General features: G+C 62.1%; 10 protein-coding genes. 4 read left to right on the top strand and 6 right to left on the bottom strand.

Features of this window, described 5'->3' with window-relative positions; translation table 11 throughout:
* Nucleotides 1–12: 12 nt before the first annotated feature.
* Complete coding sequence (locus ABIE32_RS18980; protein ID WP_429018375.1) at nucleotides 13–1,620, bottom strand: carboxyl transferase domain-containing protein; 1,608 nt, start codon at nucleotides 1,618–1,620, stop codon at nucleotides 13–15.
* A 91-nt stretch (nucleotides 1,621–1,711) separates the two neighbouring features.
* Between ABIE32_RS18980 and ABIE32_RS18975 the strand changes: the two genes are divergently transcribed.
* On the top strand, nucleotides 1,712–3,439 hold the full coding sequence (locus ABIE32_RS18975; protein WP_429018372.1) for a Na+/H+ antiporter: 1,728 nt from the start codon (nucleotides 1,712–1,714) through the stop codon (nucleotides 3,437–3,439).
* A gap of 107 nt (nucleotides 3,440–3,546) precedes the next feature.
* On the opposite strand, the gene ABIE32_RS18970 is transcribed toward ABIE32_RS18975, so the two are convergent.
* Entirely contained in the window at nucleotides 3,547–5,301 is a 1,755-nt protein-coding gene (locus ABIE32_RS18970; protein ID WP_429018370.1) for an AMP-binding protein, read from the bottom strand.
* Between the two features lie 141 nt (nucleotides 5,302–5,442).
* On the opposite strand from ABIE32_RS18970, the gene ABIE32_RS18965 reads away from it, so the two are divergent.
* The 3 genes from ABIE32_RS18965 to ABIE32_RS18955 all read left to right on the top strand — a co-directional run bounded on the left by ABIE32_RS18965 (nucleotide 5,443) and on the right by ABIE32_RS18955 (nucleotide 9,008).
* Nucleotides 5,443–6,501 (top strand): AraC family transcriptional regulator ligand-binding domain-containing protein, encoded by a 1,059-nt coding sequence (locus tag ABIE32_RS18965; RefSeq protein ID WP_429018429.1) that lies wholly within the window; start codon nucleotides 5,443–5,445, stop codon nucleotides 6,499–6,501.
* Between the two features lie 183 nt (nucleotides 6,502–6,684).
* The gene (locus tag ABIE32_RS18960) at nucleotides 6,685–7,365 is read left to right on the top strand and encodes a glutathione S-transferase family protein (protein ID WP_429018369.1); all 681 of its coding nucleotides are present in this window, start codon (nucleotides 6,685–6,687) and stop codon (nucleotides 7,363–7,365) included.
* 14 nt (nucleotides 7,366–7,379) lie between these two features.
* Nucleotides 7,380–9,008, top strand: coding sequence for an AMP-binding protein (locus ABIE32_RS18955; RefSeq protein WP_429018366.1), 1,629 nt, complete (start codon nucleotides 7,380–7,382; stop codon nucleotides 9,006–9,008).
* 18 nt (nucleotides 9,009–9,026) lie between these two features.
* Here ABIE32_RS18955 and ABIE32_RS18950 read toward each other — a convergent pair whose 3' ends face one another.
* Genes ABIE32_RS18950 through ABIE32_RS18935 form a run of 4 tightly spaced genes read right to left on the bottom strand, consistent with a single transcriptional unit; the run spans nucleotide 9,027 to nucleotide 14,107 of the window.
* Complete coding sequence (locus ABIE32_RS18950; RefSeq protein ID WP_429018364.1) at nucleotides 9,027–10,646, bottom strand: GMC family oxidoreductase; 1,620 nt, start codon at nucleotides 10,644–10,646, stop codon at nucleotides 9,027–9,029.
* The gene (locus ABIE32_RS18945) at nucleotides 10,643–11,377 is read right to left on the bottom strand and encodes an ABC transporter ATP-binding protein (RefSeq protein WP_429018361.1); all 735 of its coding nucleotides are present in this window, start codon (nucleotides 11,375–11,377) and stop codon (nucleotides 10,643–10,645) included. The genes ABIE32_RS18950 and ABIE32_RS18945 overlap by 4 nt, the downstream gene beginning before the upstream one ends.
* On the bottom strand, nucleotides 11,370–13,184 hold the full coding sequence (locus ABIE32_RS18940) for an ABC transporter permease subunit (RefSeq protein WP_429018426.1): 1,815 nt from the start codon (nucleotides 13,182–13,184) through the stop codon (nucleotides 11,370–11,372). The genes ABIE32_RS18945 and ABIE32_RS18940 overlap by 8 nt, the downstream gene beginning before the upstream one ends.
* Nucleotides 13,185–13,186: 2 nt before the next feature.
* A complete protein-coding gene (locus tag ABIE32_RS18935; RefSeq protein ID WP_224151218.1) occupies nucleotides 13,187–14,107 on the bottom strand; it encodes a branched-chain amino acid ABC transporter permease in 921 nt (306 codons plus the stop codon).
* Between the last annotated feature and the right edge of the window lie 67 nt (nucleotides 14,108–14,174).

The following is a 14,174-nucleotide window of genomic DNA, read 5'->3' as shown; positions in this document are numbered from 1 at the left end:
AACATCCAAAATTTACATGCGGAACACGCCGAACCGGGTGTCTTCAATCGGCGCGTTGCGCGTGGCCGCCAGACCCAGCGCCAGCACACGGCGGGTGTCGGCGGGGTCGATCACCCCGTCATCCCACAGGCGGGCCGATGCGTAATAGGGGTGGCCCTGGTCTTCGTACTGCTGGCGGATCGGTGCTTTGAAAGCCTCTTCCTCCTCTGCACTCCACTGGCCCCCCTTGGCTTCGATGCCGTCGCGCTTGACGGTTGCCAGCACGCTGGCCGCCTGCTCCCCACCCATCACGCTGATGCGCGCGTTGGGCCACATCCACAGGAAGCGCGGCGAATACGCACGGCCGCACATACCGTAGTTACCGGCGCCAAAGCTGCCACCAATGATGATGGTGAACTTGGGGACACTTGCCGTTGCCACGGCTGTCACCAGCTTGGCGCCATGGCGGGCAATACCTTCATTTTCGTATTTGCGGCCGACCATGAAGCCGGTGATGTTCTGCAGGAACACCAGCGGAATCTTGCGCTGGCAGCACAACTCAATGAAGTGCGCACCCTTGACCGCCGATTCGCTGAACAGAATGCCGTTGTTGGCGATGATGCCCACCTCCATGCCTTCGATACGGGCAAAGCCGCACACCAGGGTGGAGCCGAAGCGGCTCTTGAACTCGTCGAAGTCGCTGCCGTCAACCACGCGGGCAATGATCTCGCGCACATCAAAGGGCTTGCGGGTGTCGACCGGAATCACACCGTACAGCTCTTCGGCCGGATAGGCCGGTGCCTGCGGCGCCCGGTCCGCCGGATTGGTGGCCTTGGCCTTGTTGAGGTGGCTGACGGCCTTGCGCGCCAGCGCCAGCGCATGGGTGTCGTTGTCGGCCAGATGGTCGGCCACACCTGAGAGGCGCGTGTGCACATCGCCGCCGCCCAGGTCTTCTGCGCTCACGACTTCGCCCGTGGCGGCCTTCACCAACGGCGGACCGCCCAGGAAGATGGTGCCCTGGTTCTTGACGATGATGGACTCATCGCTCATCGCCGGCACATAGGCGCCACCAGCCGTGCAGCTGCCCATCACCACGGCGATCTGCGCAATGCCCTGGGCCGACATGTTGGCCTGGTTGAAGAAGATGCGGCCGAAATGCTCGCGGTCGGGGAAGACGTCGTCCTGGTTGGGCAGGTTGGCGCCACCCGAGTCGACGAGGTAGATGCAGGGCAGGCGATTTTGCGCAGCAATTTCTTGCGCCCGCAAATGCTTTTTTACCGTCATCGGGTAGTACGTTCCCCCTTTGACCGTGGCATCATTGCACACGATCATGCAGTCCACGCCACTGACGCGGCCCACGCCGGCAATCAAGCCTGCGCCGGGCGCATCGTTGTTGTACATGTTGAGAGCCGCCAGCGGCGCCAGCTCCAGAAAAGGCGTACCGGGATCGAGCAGCATCTGCACGCGGTCACGCGGCAGGAGCTTGCCACGGCCCACATGCTTGGCCCGCGCAGCCTCGCCACCGCCCTGGGCTATCTTTGCAGCCTGGGCACGCAGATCATCCACCACGGCCCGCATGGCTTGTGCGTTGGCCTGAAAATCTGCTGATCTGGCGTTCAGCTGTGTACCAAGTTTGCTCATGCTTGTCCTCTTTTCTAGTCTAATGTTCCAGCGTTCTCTTCAGAATCGCGTTTTCTTTCAGAATAGTCTGTAACTATAAAAACCACAGACCATGCATACCGTTGAAACTGTCCTGCTCGTGCTGATGATTGGTGCCGTCACCGGCATCATTGCGCGCTACATCCGAGCCATTCCGCTGCCGCTGATACAGATCATGCTGGGAGCTGTGCTGTCGTGGCCCCAGAATGGCCTGCACATTGATTTCGATCCCGGCCTGTTCATGCTGCTGTTCATTCCGCCGCTGCTGTTTGCCGACGGCTGGCGCATTCCCAAGCGCGAGTTCTTTGCGTTGTACCAGCCTATTTTGAAATTGGCATTCGGGTTGGTGCTGTTTACGGTGATCGGTCTGGGCTACCTGATCCACTGGATGATTCCGGAGATGCCGCTCACCGTCGCCTTTGCACTGGCGGCCGTCATCTCGCCGACCGACGCAGTGGCGGTATCGGCCATCACCCGCAACCTGGGTATGCCAGCACACACCATGCATGTGCTCGAAGGCGAATCGCTGCTGAACGACGCATCGGGCCTGGTGGCCTTGAAGTTTGCCGTTGCCGCCACCCTGACGGGCCTGTTCTCGTGGGCCAAGGTGACGCAGGAATTTCTGTGGATTGCCCTGGGCGGCCTGGGCGTTGGCGCAGTCGCGGGCTGGGGATTCAGCTACCTGCGCGAAACCGTGACCCGCCGCCTGGGCGATGTGGCCGCCACGCAGATGGTGCTGCTGCTGGTGTTGCTGCCCTTTGCCGCCTACCTGCTGGGCGAAGAAATTGGCGTATCGGGCATTCTGGCCGCCGTGGCGGCGGGCGTGGCGACCAATTTTGGCGACCTGAACCGCGCCGACTACATCTCCGAGCGCATGCAGACGGCTGGCACCTGGGCCATGGTCGAATCGGCTTTCAATGGCGCCATCTTCCTGCTTCTCGGATTGCAGCTTCCATCCATCATCGGTGTCACCCTGCGGGATGCGGGCCATGACTGGTGGATTCTGGTGGGCTATGTAGCCATCATCTCGGTGGCACTCCTGGTGCTGCGCTGGATCTGGCTGATGCTGGGCGTACGCCGCAGTCTGCACAAGGCGCACAGGGCTGGCAAGCTGGTGGAAAAGCCCGACATGTGGCTGAACCTGGCCACCACCCTGGCCGGTATTCGCGGCGCGGTCACCCTGGCTGGCGCGCTGTCCGTGCCCTTGCTCCTGAACAATGGCCAGCCTTTTCCGGCACGCGACATGCTGATCTTCCTGGCCACCGGCACCATCCTGTTCACCCTGGTGATCGGCAGCATCGGCCTGCCGCTGGTACTGCGCCGCGTGCCCAAGGCCAGCGAGCCCGAGTCGGTGATCGAAGAGCGCCAGGCGCGCCTCACGGCCTGCCGTGCAGCCATCAACAGCCTGGCCATCAATGACGAAAGTTCCGCCCAGCAGCCCACCGAGTGGCAGGCCCAGCAGCATGAGATCGAAGGCCGCATCGCCCGTGAATACCGCAACCGTATCGACATGCTGGACGAAGACCGTTCGCCCGACGCCGCCGACGCGCCCGATGCCGCCAGTCCCGAAGCGGTGCAGCAGCGGCGTGAACGCTATGTGATGGAGTTGGAGATGCGGCTCAAGTGCATCAAGGTGGAGCGGCACACGATCTATGCCGAACGCCAGCACAACCGCATCAATGACGAATCCCTGCGCAGCCTGGTGCAGGAGCTCGATCTGAGTGAAATCACCCTGCGCAAACGCCTGGATGTGGCCCGCCGTGCCGCCGCCAAACAAGCCGCCAAGCGGGAAAGCTCCTGAAAAACGTAGCTGCTGGCGTGCATGGTAAGCCATTTTCAGGCTTACACCAGTCTGAGAATATGGATTGACGCGCGCCACAAGCTCACCTTTTAGTAGCAATCAGGCCTTCAGGCCGTCTTGGCAATTTCCAGCTTCAGCGACTCGATCATCGCCTCGCGGATCTTGAACTTCTGGATCTTGCCGGTGACCGTCATCGGAAATGCGTCGACGAAACGGATGTAGCGCGGCACCTTGTAATGTGCAATGCGGCCCTTGCAGTAATCGCGCACATCGTCCTCGGAGATCGACTGCCCTGTCTTGGCGATCACCCAGGCACACAGCTCTTCACCAAAGCGGCTGTCGGGCACCCCCACTACCTGCACATCCTGCACCTGGGGATGGGTGTAGAGGAATTCTTCAATCTCGCGCGGATAGATGTTCTCACCGCCGCGGATCACCATGTCCTTCATGCGACCGACGATGTTGACGTAACCCTCCGTGTCCATCGTGGCCAGATCGCCGGTATGCATCCAGCCTTCCGCATCAATGGCTTCCCGCGTCTTGGCTTCGTCGCCCCAGTAGCCATGCATCACCGAGTAGCCGCGCGTGCACAGCTCGCCCGACTGGCCATTGGGAGCCGTCTCACCGGTTTCCGGGTTGATGATCTTCACCTCCAGATGCGGTTGCACCTTGCCCACCGTGGAAACGCGCTTGTCCAGCGGGGTATCGGTGGAGCTTTGGCAACTGACCGGGCTGGTCTCCGTCATCCCGTAGGCGATGGTGATCTCGGACAAGTTCATTTCGCTGACCACACGCTTCATCACCTCGATCGGGCAAGGCGAACCAGCCATGATGCCGGTGCGCAGGGTGGACAGGTCAAACTCCGAGAAACGCGGGTGGTCCAGCTCGGCAATGAACATCGTGGGTACGCCGTGCAGGCCCGTGCAGCGCTCGGCCTGCACCGCTTCCAGAACGGTGACCGGGTCAAAACCATCGTTCGGATAGACGATGGCCGAGCCATGCGTCATGCATGCCATGTTGCCCAGCACCATGCCAAAGCAGTGGTAGAGCGGCACGGGAATGCAGAGCCGGTCTTGCTCCGTCAGCTTCATCGCTTCGCCAATGAAATAGCCGTTGTTGACGATGTTGCGATGGGTGAGCGTTGCGCCTTTCGGAAAACCCGTGGTGCCACTGGTGAACTGAATATTGACCGGATCGTAGGGCGTCAGCGTCCTGGCGATCTCTGCAATCTGCGGGTCCTGGGCATCACCCATGGCGATGAAGCGCGAGAAGCGCTCCATGCCGGGCTGCTCGCTACCTTGGGGCACACCTGAGCCGACCGCACCTGAGCCGGCAGCGTCTAAGCCGACCGCGTCAATCCACACCACCCAACGCAGGTCGGGGAGCTTGGCACTTTGCAATTGGCCGGGTGGGCTGGTTGCCAGTTCAGGGGCCAACTCGCGCACCATACCCAGGTAATCGCTGGTCTTGAAGCGCTCCATCACGAACAGGGCCTTGCACTGCACCTTGTTCAGCGCATATTCCAGCTCGGAAGTACGGTAGGCCGGGTTGATGTTGACCAGGATGATGCCGACATGGGCTGTGGCGAATTGCAGCAAAACCCATTCCACATTGTTGTGCGACCAGATACCCACGCGGTCGCCCTTCTGGATGCCGGCGCGCAACAGCGCGCTCGCCAACTGAAAGGACTGCGCCAGCAGTTGGCGGTAGCTCAGGCGGATATTCTGGTGGCGGCTGATCAGCGCATCGCGGTCGCCAAAGCGGGCAGCGGTATCCACCAGTTGCTGCCCGATGGTTTTGTCCAGCAGGCGGGGCTCTGTGGCGCCGCGCGCGTAGCTGGTCGTCAAAGCGATGTCGCTCATGCTTGTCTCCTGTCTGCAAAGCGCTGCGCGCGCCTGCGTATCTGGTATATCTTGATTGCGCACCAGCATACGCCAGCGGGCCGCGCAAATGGTGGCAGGCAGGTTGCAAAAGTCGCCAGTACAATCAACGTTTGCTGGCAGATTTTCGTCCCATCCATGAACAAGCCGCTTCCGTCATCCGCAGTTATCCACCATCCCGCTGTTACGCCCATGGCATTTGTGCGCGCGATTGCACGGGCCTACCAGCATCGGGGCCTGAATCCGGACAAAGCCTTGCATCTGGCGCAAATTGATCCCTTTGCGGTCGAACAAGATACCGTTGGCATCACCGCCTTGCAGTTCGAGACCCTGTCCGATGCCGCCATGCAGGAACTGGACGACGAGGCCCTGGGCTGGTTCAGCCGCCGACTGCCCTGGGGCAGCTACGGCATGCTGGCACGCGCATCCCTGACCAGCCCGGACCTGGGTGTGGCCCTCAAGCGCTGGTGCCGCCACCATGGCCTGCTGACGGATGACCTGCAGCTCAGCCTGCAGGTGCATGGCAACACGGCCACGCTGGAGATCGTCGAGCACGCAGGCCTGGGCGAGCTGCGCGAGTTCTGCCTGGTATCGATGCTGCGCAACATCCATGGCCTGTCGAGCTGGTATGTGGATTCGTCGCTGCCGCTCTTCAAGGTGGCTCTGCCGTTTGCCGCCCCCGGGCATGCCGATGTGTATTCACTGCTCTTTCCCGGCGAAGTGCAGTTTGACGCGCCAGTCACCAGCATGCAGTTCGATGCCCGCTACCTCGCCTTGCCCATTGCGCGCGACGAAGCCGCCTTGCAGCGCATGCTGCAGCGCGCGTTGCCGCTGACGGTGCGCCCCTACCGCCGCGACCGGCTGATGGTGCAGCGCGTGCGCCAGTTGCTGGCCGCCGACCCATCGGCCATGCACAGCGCTGAAACCCTGTCAAAGAAACTGCATCTGTCGCTGCGTACCCTGCACCGCCAGCTCAAGGACGAAGGCGCTTCCCTGCAGGCCCTGAAGGACGAAGTGCGGCGCGAACGCTCGCTCACCCTGCTGCACCGCACCAACCGCCCCATCAAGCAGATTGCTCAACTGGCGGGTTTCAGCAACGACAAAAGCTTCATTCGCGCATTTCGCACCTGGATGGGCATGTCCCCCGCCGAATACCGCAAGAGCATCCGCCCACCGGCATGAAGCATGCGGCATGAAGTGCAACCTGGCTGACACCTAGAAGAACCCTGCAACGCCCCATCCATGCCAAGATGGTGCGATAACAATTGCATGACTTGCGCAAATCAATCCGGGCCAAATCGGCAGCCGACGGACATATCCGCTGCGCGCCATGGTTTGCGCGGGTCCTCAACAGGAGACATTGCCATGATGGAGCTTTACCACTGTGTCAGCGCGCGCTCGTTTCGCGCGCTGTGGATGCTGGAGGAACTGGGTCTTCCCTACCAATTGCACATGCTGCCCTTTCCGCCGCGCGCGCTGGCCAAGGACTATCTGGCCCTCAACCCGCTGGGTACGGTACCTCTGCTGATCGATGGCACCACACGCATGACCGAGTCAAGCGCCATCTGCCAATACCTGGCGAGCAAGGTGCCAACGCAGCAGATGAATGTTGCTCCTGATGATGCCGCCTATGGCAGCTATCTGAACTGGCTGCACATGGCAGACGCCACGCTCACCTTCCCACAAACCCTGGTGCTGCGCTACTGCTTTTTTGAACCCGCCGTGCGGCGCCAACCCCAGGTGGCCGAAGACTATCAGCGCTGGTTTCTCGGCCGCCTGCGCGCGGTGGAGGCGGCCGCGCAGTCCTTGCCCGCAGACCAGCCTTATCTTTGCGCGGGACGCTTCACGGCTGTCGATGTGGCCATCGGCTATGCACTGATGCTGTCCGACTACCTGGGCATGAGCGCCCAATGGGGCCCGGCAACCCAGCACTACTGGATGTGTCTGCAGCAGCGCACTGCGTTCCTGCGCAGCCTGGAGGTCGAAAAGCAGGCCGCCTTGGCCCAGGGCGTCGATCCGATACCGTCACCGCTGATCAGGCCTTGACGAGGGGGCACCACATGATTGACATCCACGACCACACCACTATCGGCGAAGCGCTGGCAGCAGCCATTGCCAGATACGCCGACCTCAGCCTGCTGGCGGTCCCCGCCAACCCAGGGCGCAGCTATCTGCCCGAGGGCCGCGAGTTCAGCTACGCCGAAGCAGGCAGGCTGATCGATGCGCTCAAGACGCTTTACCAGGCAGCAGGCTATGGCGCAGGCCACCGCGTGGGACTGCTTCTGGAGAGCAGACCCGAGCACATGCTGCACAAGCTGGCGATGAACAGCCTGGGCATCTGCTGTGTTCCCATCAACCCTGACTACAAGCGGCGCGAGCTGAACTACCTCATCGACCACGCGCAGCTGGATATGATCGTCTGCCTGCCCACACGCCTCGCTGCCGTGCAGGAATCGCTGCAGGACACACGCACCCAGCCCGGCATCGTCACCACCGATCCAGAGAGCTACACCGCACTCACCCTGCCCCCGGCGCGCAGCCCGTCGCAAGGCGCAGTCACTACCGATACGCCCGCCAGCATCCTCTACACCTCCGGAACCACTGGCCAACCCAAGGGCTGCGTGCTGTCGCATGCCTACGAGTTGGCGGCCGGCAAATGGTATGCATCCCACCCCGGCTACGTATCGGTGCAGGAAGGCAAGGAGCGTCTTTTCAATCCGCTGCCACTCTTTCATGTGAACGCGTCGATCCTGTCCTTCTACTGCATGCTCCTGTCGGGCGGTTGCCAGATCCAGACCGACCGCTTTGCTCCCAGCCGCTGGTGGGAAGAAGTGGCCAGTACACGCGCCACCATCGTGCACTACCTGGGAGTGATCATTCCGCTGCTGCTCAAACAGGCTCCGACCGAGTGGGAGCACAGGCACTGCGTGCGCTTTGGCTATGGCGCCGGCGTAGAGCCGCAGTTGCACGCGGCATTTGAAGCGCGCTTTGGCTTTCCCCTCATCGAGCTGTGGGGGATGACCGAAGTGGTGCGCACTATCTCCGACCATGGCGCGGATCGCCAGGTTGGCACACGATCCTTTGGCAGAAGCGCACCAGGCCTGGAAGTGATGGTGGCCGATGAAAGCGGGCAGTCCGTGGCACCCGGTACGCCTGGCGAGATGCTGGTGCGCTACTCCGCCCAAACGCCGCGCAAGCACTTCTTCAGCGAATACCTGGACAACCCCGAAGCCACAGCCAAGGCCTGGGAGGGCGGCTGGTTCCACACCGGCGACGTAGTCGTGCAAGACCCGGACGGCTTGCTGCACTTCATGGATCGGCGCAAGAACATCATCCGCCGCAGCGGCGAGAACATTGCCGCCGCCGAAGTGGAAGCCGTGCTGCTGTCTCACCCCAAGGTGCACCAGGTGGCCGTGTTGGCTGCCCCGGACGATATCCGCGAAGAGGAAGTGCTGGCCAGCATCGTGCTGTCTCCGGGTGTGGAAGCTGGCACCGCCATCTGCCAGGAACTGTTTGCCTTCTGCCAGCAGGAGATGGCTTACTACAAGGTGCCGGGCTGGTGGTGGTTCACCAACGAGATCCCGACCACCGGAACACAAAAAATCCAGAAGCACCGCATTCTGGCCACGGGGCAGAGCGCGCAGACCCTGCCCAATGTGCTGGACATGCGGGCGCGCAAGAAGCGCTGATGTCCGTAGCGCCCTGCATCAACGGGCGCTGCGGATCATCTCGGCGCCCTTCTCCCCGATCATCATCGTGGTGGCGCAAGTGTTGGCCGACGGAATCTCGGGCATCACCGACGCATCCACCACGCGCAGATTGCGAACGCCGTACACGCGCAACTGTGCGTCCACCACAGCACCTGCCTCGCTACGTGGCCCCATACGCGCCGTACCATTGACGTGGTAGGACGAGACACCGTAGCGATAGATGAAGTCCAGAATCTCGTCATCGGACTGCACCTGCGCACCAGGCATGGTTTCCGACTCGCGAAACGGCGCCAGCGCCTGGGTCTGCAACAGGGCGCGGGCAATACGCACACCGCGTACCAAGGTCTGCCGATCCTCTTCGTCGTCCAGATAGTGGGGCTGCACCACCGGATCGGCCCAGGGGTTGGCGCAGGCCAGCGAAACACTGCCCATGCTTTTTGGGCGGTGCTGCCACACGCCACAGGTCATGCCGGGAAACCGGTCGAGCATGCCCACATAGCCTTCGCGGTAGCTGGCGGGAGAGAAAACACCCTGCAGATCCGGCCGCTTCAGTCCTGGCTGCGACTGCCAGAACCAATGCACCACGGAAGGGCTGAGCGCCAGAATATTGGGCTTGCCGCGCAGCCAGTCAGCCGCCTGCCCCCACAGGCGCGGAGCGCGCGCCAGCTCATTGATGGTGATGGCGTTCCTGACGCGAGCCACCAGGCGAATCGAGAAATGGTCCTTCAAATGCTGACCCACGCCCGGCAGATGCGCATGCGTCTCCATGCCCAGCTCGCGCAGCCGATGGCCATCGCCAATGCCCGAGAGCATCAGCAGCTTGGGCGTATTGATCGCCCCTGCACAGACAATCACCTCGCGCCGGGCGTGAACCATCCGCTGCACGCCCGCCTGCACATACTCCACTCCCGTCGCTGCTGCGTCTGCAATCCGTATGCGCTGAACCTGCGCACCTGTCACCACCCGGAGATTGCTGCGCCGCTGGGCAGGCCGCAGAAATGCAGCGGATGTGCTGACGCGCCAGCCCCGGTCGATCGTGCGTTGAAAATAGCCGACGCCTTGCTGACTGGCACCGTTGTAATCCGGGTTGAGCGGCATGCCCAGCTCTTGCGCGCCTTGCAAAAAGGCTTCGCAGACTGGGTGCGGCCAGTGCGGAAGGGTCACCTTCAAGCTGCCCGAATGTCCGCGCAATGCCGGGTCTCCACCATCGACAAAAGTTTCGCTGCGCTTGAAATATGGCAGCACCTCGTCATAGCTCCACCCTGGATTGCCACGCGCGGCCCAACCGTCAAAGTCTTCCCTTTGGCCCCGGTTGTACACCAGCCCGTTGATCGACGTGGATCCCCCCAAAGTCTTGCCCTGAGGCAGAGGAATACGTCGGCCTGCGGTACGCGCAGAGGGCTCGGAGCTGAACTGCCATGCCCGCTCCGGGTTGAAGATCACCTTGATGAACCCCGCAGGCAGCTTGAGGTAGGGGTGCCAGTCAGCCCCGCCAGCCTCCAGCACGCAGACACTGACACCCGAATCTTCACTCAGCCGCGCAGCAACAATCGCGCCTGCAGCGCCACTGCCCACCACCACATAGTCGAATGCTTCGCTGTCGCCTGCGGCTGTCATGCATGCGCCCCCAGGTAGGCCGCACGCACCTTGGGGTCGCGCCGAAGATCGGCAGCACTGCCTTCCAGCGTGAATCGCCCCGTTTCCAGCACATAGGCGCGATCCGCCACCACCAGCGCCTGATTGGCCATCTGCTCCACCAGCAGGATGGTGACACCCTGCTGCTTGAGCTGCCGCACGATGGCAAATATCTCCTTGACGATCAGCGGAGCGAGACCCAACGAAGGCTCATCGAGCAACAGCAACTGGGGTCTGGCCATCAGCGCCCGCGCAATCGCCAGCATCTGCTGCTCGCCGCCCGACATGGTGCCTGCCATCTGCCCGCGCCGCTCACTCAGGCGCGGGAAAGTGGCGAACTGCCGCTCGATGTCTGCTGCGATGGCCGCAGCCCCGTCTTTGCGGTGGTAGGCCCCGAGCAGCAGATTGTCATGCACGGTCTGGTCTGCGAACACCTGGCGGCCTTCCGGGCTTTGGGCAATGCCCAACGGTACGCGCAGATGACCGGGCATGCGCGTGATGTCCTGCCCGAGGAATGCAATCGAGCCCCCTGCTGCGGGCTCCAGACCCGATATGGCTTTCATGAGCGTGCTTTTTCCGGCGCCATTGCCACCAATGATCGTCACCACCTCACCGGCATTCACATGCAGCGAAACGCCTTTGAGCGCCTGCACGGCCCCATAGTGCACCTGCAGCGATTCCACGCGCAGCAATGCAGTTGCCTGGTCAGACATGGGAGCCTCCTGTCGCATCATTGCCATCTTCTTCCTCATCGCTTCCCAGATAAGCGGCGATCACGCGCGGGTTGCTTTGCACTTCGGCAGGCGTGCCTTCTGCGATCTTCTGGCCGTAATCCAGCACGATCACATGGTCAGAGACCGCCATCACCAGATCCATATGGTGCTCGATCAGCAGCACGGTGATGCCGAGGTCACGGATACGGGCGATCACCTGCACCAGCTCCTGCGTCTCCTGCGGGTTCAGACCTGCGGCAGGTTCATCCAGCAGCAGCAGTTGCGGGTGCGTGGCCAGGGCACGCGCCAGTTCCAGGCGCCGCTGCAGTCCATAGGGCAGGCTGCCAGCAATGTGAAGCGCTTTGTCGCGCAAGTGCAACCGGTCCAGAATCTGCAGCGCCTCGTCTCGCGCAGCCAACTCCGCGCGATGTGCCTTTCCCACTCCCAGCAAGCTGGCAAAAAAGCCGGCCTTGATATGCGAATGCAGGCCCACCTTGACGTTGTCGAGCACCGTCATGTCGCTGAACAGACGCAGGTTCTGAAAGGTACGTCCCAGGCCCATGCGCGCAATACGGTTGGGCGACACCCCGACAATCCCATGCCCCGCAAACCGAATCGTTCCCCGCTCCGGCGTCACGATCCCCGAGAGGATATTGAGCAGCGTCGTCTTGCCCGCGCCGTTAGGGCCGATGAGCGAATGCACATGCCCGGGCCGAATCCGGATATCGACATTGTTGGTCGGAACCACGCCGCCATAGGCCTTGTACAGACCTTCACCGTCCAGCAGAACACCGGTGGTGCCAGCGCCCGCAGAAGGCTTCAGTTGCCATGCAGGCAGATCCGTCGGCAATTGCTCCTTGGGCACCAGCCCTGGCGTGAACCTGCGCGCAAAGCTGCGCACAAACCCCGCCAGCCCATTGGGCATGGCGTAAAGCGCAAAAAGCAGCAGGGCGCCATAGGTGAAATGCTGCACGTCCGGCCAACGGGACAGCAACGAATCCAGCAAGGTGAGCACCACTGCGCCCAGCAGCGGGCCGTAGACCGAGTTACCCCCGAACAGCACGATCAGCAGGAAGAAGATCGACAGATTGAAGGTGATGAAATCGGAGTTGATGTACTGGTTCTGCTGCGCAATCAGCGCTCCGGCGATGCCACAGGTGAACGCACTGATCACAAAGGCCAGCACCTTGAACTTGTACACGCTCACGCCCACGCTTTCCGCGGCGACCTCGGCCGTGTTCACCGCCAGAAACGCGCGGCCGAACCGCCCCCTTAGCAGATGGCGGAACATCACATGCAGCAGCACACACAGCGCCAGCACGAACCAGACCCAATGCTGGGTGCTGAACATCTGCCCACCGACCTGCAGCGGCACCACACCGTATATGCCCTGCTGGCCTGCGAACACGTCCTGCCACTCAGAGACGATCTTCTCCACCACGATGCCAAAGCCAATCGTCACCATCGCCAGCGCCGGGCCTTTCACGCGCAAGGCTGGCAATGCAATGACCACGCCGAACAGACCCGCGAGCACACCAGCCGCCGCAAATGCTGCCCATGGATTCCACCCCCATCGAGCAGTCAGCAGAGAAACAGCATATGCGCCCACAGCAAACAGGCCGGCATGGCCGAGCGACTTCTGGCCGGTGTAGTTCACCAGCACATTCAGCCCCGATGCTGCGATGTAGTTCACCCCAATCAGAAACACAATGCGCAGATGGAAATCATTGCTGGTCGCCAGCGGAATGGCCGCCACCAGCACGGCCACCACAAGCAGCCACAGGTAATGCTTGAACTCGCTGCGCATCATCAGACTTTCTCCACGATCTTCTGGCCCAGCAGCCCCTGTGGGCGCACCACCAGAACCACGATGATGAGCACGAAAATGCTGATCTCGCGCAACTCTGCCTGCCACAGCCCCACCAGCGCCTCGATCAGCCCCAGAATGAAACCGCCAAGCATGCAACCGCGCGGGCTGGTCAATCCACCCAGAATGGCCGAAGAAAACGCCTTGAGCGCGAGCGACATGCCCATGAACACCGACGCCGTGGTGATGGGTGCAATCAGCAAGCCTGCCAGACCCGCCAGGCTGGAGCTGATGACAAAAGCAAGCACGACGATCGCAGACACATTGATGCCCATGAGGGTTGCGGCGCTGCCGCTTTGTGCAACGGCGCGCACGGCCTTGCCGATCCGGGTACGCCGCATGATGAAATCAAGGCTGAGCAGCACGGCCACACTGGCGACCAGCACCAGCACTTCCTGCGGCAGCACGCCTGCACCGCCAATGCGGATCACATCGCTGCCCAGGGGCGAAGGCATCACCATGGGTGACGGCCCCCAGATGGCCAGTGCCGTGTTCTGAATGATGATGCCGAACCCGATGGTGCTCATGACCCAGGCCATGCCGCCACGCCCCACAAACGGGCGCACTGCTGCGTAATAGAGGATCACGCCCAGCACACCCAGCACTGCCATCGTGCCAACGAGACTGAGCAGGTAACGGCCCAGCGTCACATCGGCAGGAACCAGGGTATCGGTAATGTTCTTGCCCACCAGCAGCAACAGCACCGAAACCGCGACAAACGCGCCAGCTACCAGAAACTCGCCCTGGCCGAAGTTCAGGGTCTTGGTGGTATTGAAGGTGATGTTGAAGCCCACCGCCACCAGGGCATAGATACTGCCCAACGCAAGCCCGCTGAAGACAGCCTGCAGTATTGAATCAAACATACTCGCCCCACGCACATGCTGCAAATGACAAGGCCGCCGGGCAGCCCCATGACCGCCGCGGCCCTGA

It is taken from the genome of Comamonas sp. 4034 (genome assembly GCF_050434545.1).
GTDB classification, from domain to species: Bacteria; Pseudomonadota; Gammaproteobacteria; order Burkholderiales; family Burkholderiaceae_C; genus Comamonas; species Comamonas odontotermitis.
Note: the sequence above shows the minus strand (reverse complement) of the source record. Positions and strands in the feature narration are given on the sequence as shown.

Coding starts and splice junctions, on each gene's coding strand:
- ABIE32_RS18960 (WP_429018369.1), top strand. CDS start 6,685: ATGATGGAGCTTTACCACTGTGTCAGCGCGCGCTCGTTTCGCGCGCTG.
- ABIE32_RS18940 (WP_429018426.1), bottom strand. CDS start 13,184: ATGCGCAGCGAGTTCAAGCATTACCTGTGGCTGCTTGTGGTGGCCGTG.
- ABIE32_RS18955 (WP_429018366.1), top strand. CDS start 7,380: ATGATTGACATCCACGACCACACCACTATCGGCGAAGCGCTGGCAGCA.
- ABIE32_RS18970 (WP_429018370.1), bottom strand. CDS start 5,301: ATGAGCGACATCGCTTTGACGACCAGCTACGCGCGCGGCGCCACAGAG.
- ABIE32_RS18975 (WP_429018372.1), top strand. CDS start 1,712: ATGCATACCGTTGAAACTGTCCTGCTCGTGCTGATGATTGGTGCCGTC.
- ABIE32_RS18980 (WP_429018375.1), bottom strand. CDS start 1,620: ATGAGCAAACTTGGTACACAGCTGAACGCCAGATCAGCAGATTTTCAG.
- ABIE32_RS18935 (WP_224151218.1), bottom strand. CDS start 14,107: ATGTTTGATTCAATACTGCAGGCTGTCTTCAGCGGGCTTGCGTTGGGC.
- ABIE32_RS18950 (WP_429018364.1), bottom strand. CDS start 10,646: ATGACAGCCGCAGGCGACAGCGAAGCATTCGACTATGTGGTGGTGGGC.
- ABIE32_RS18945 (WP_429018361.1), bottom strand. CDS start 11,377: ATGTCTGACCAGGCAACTGCATTGCTGCGCGTGGAATCGCTGCAGGTG.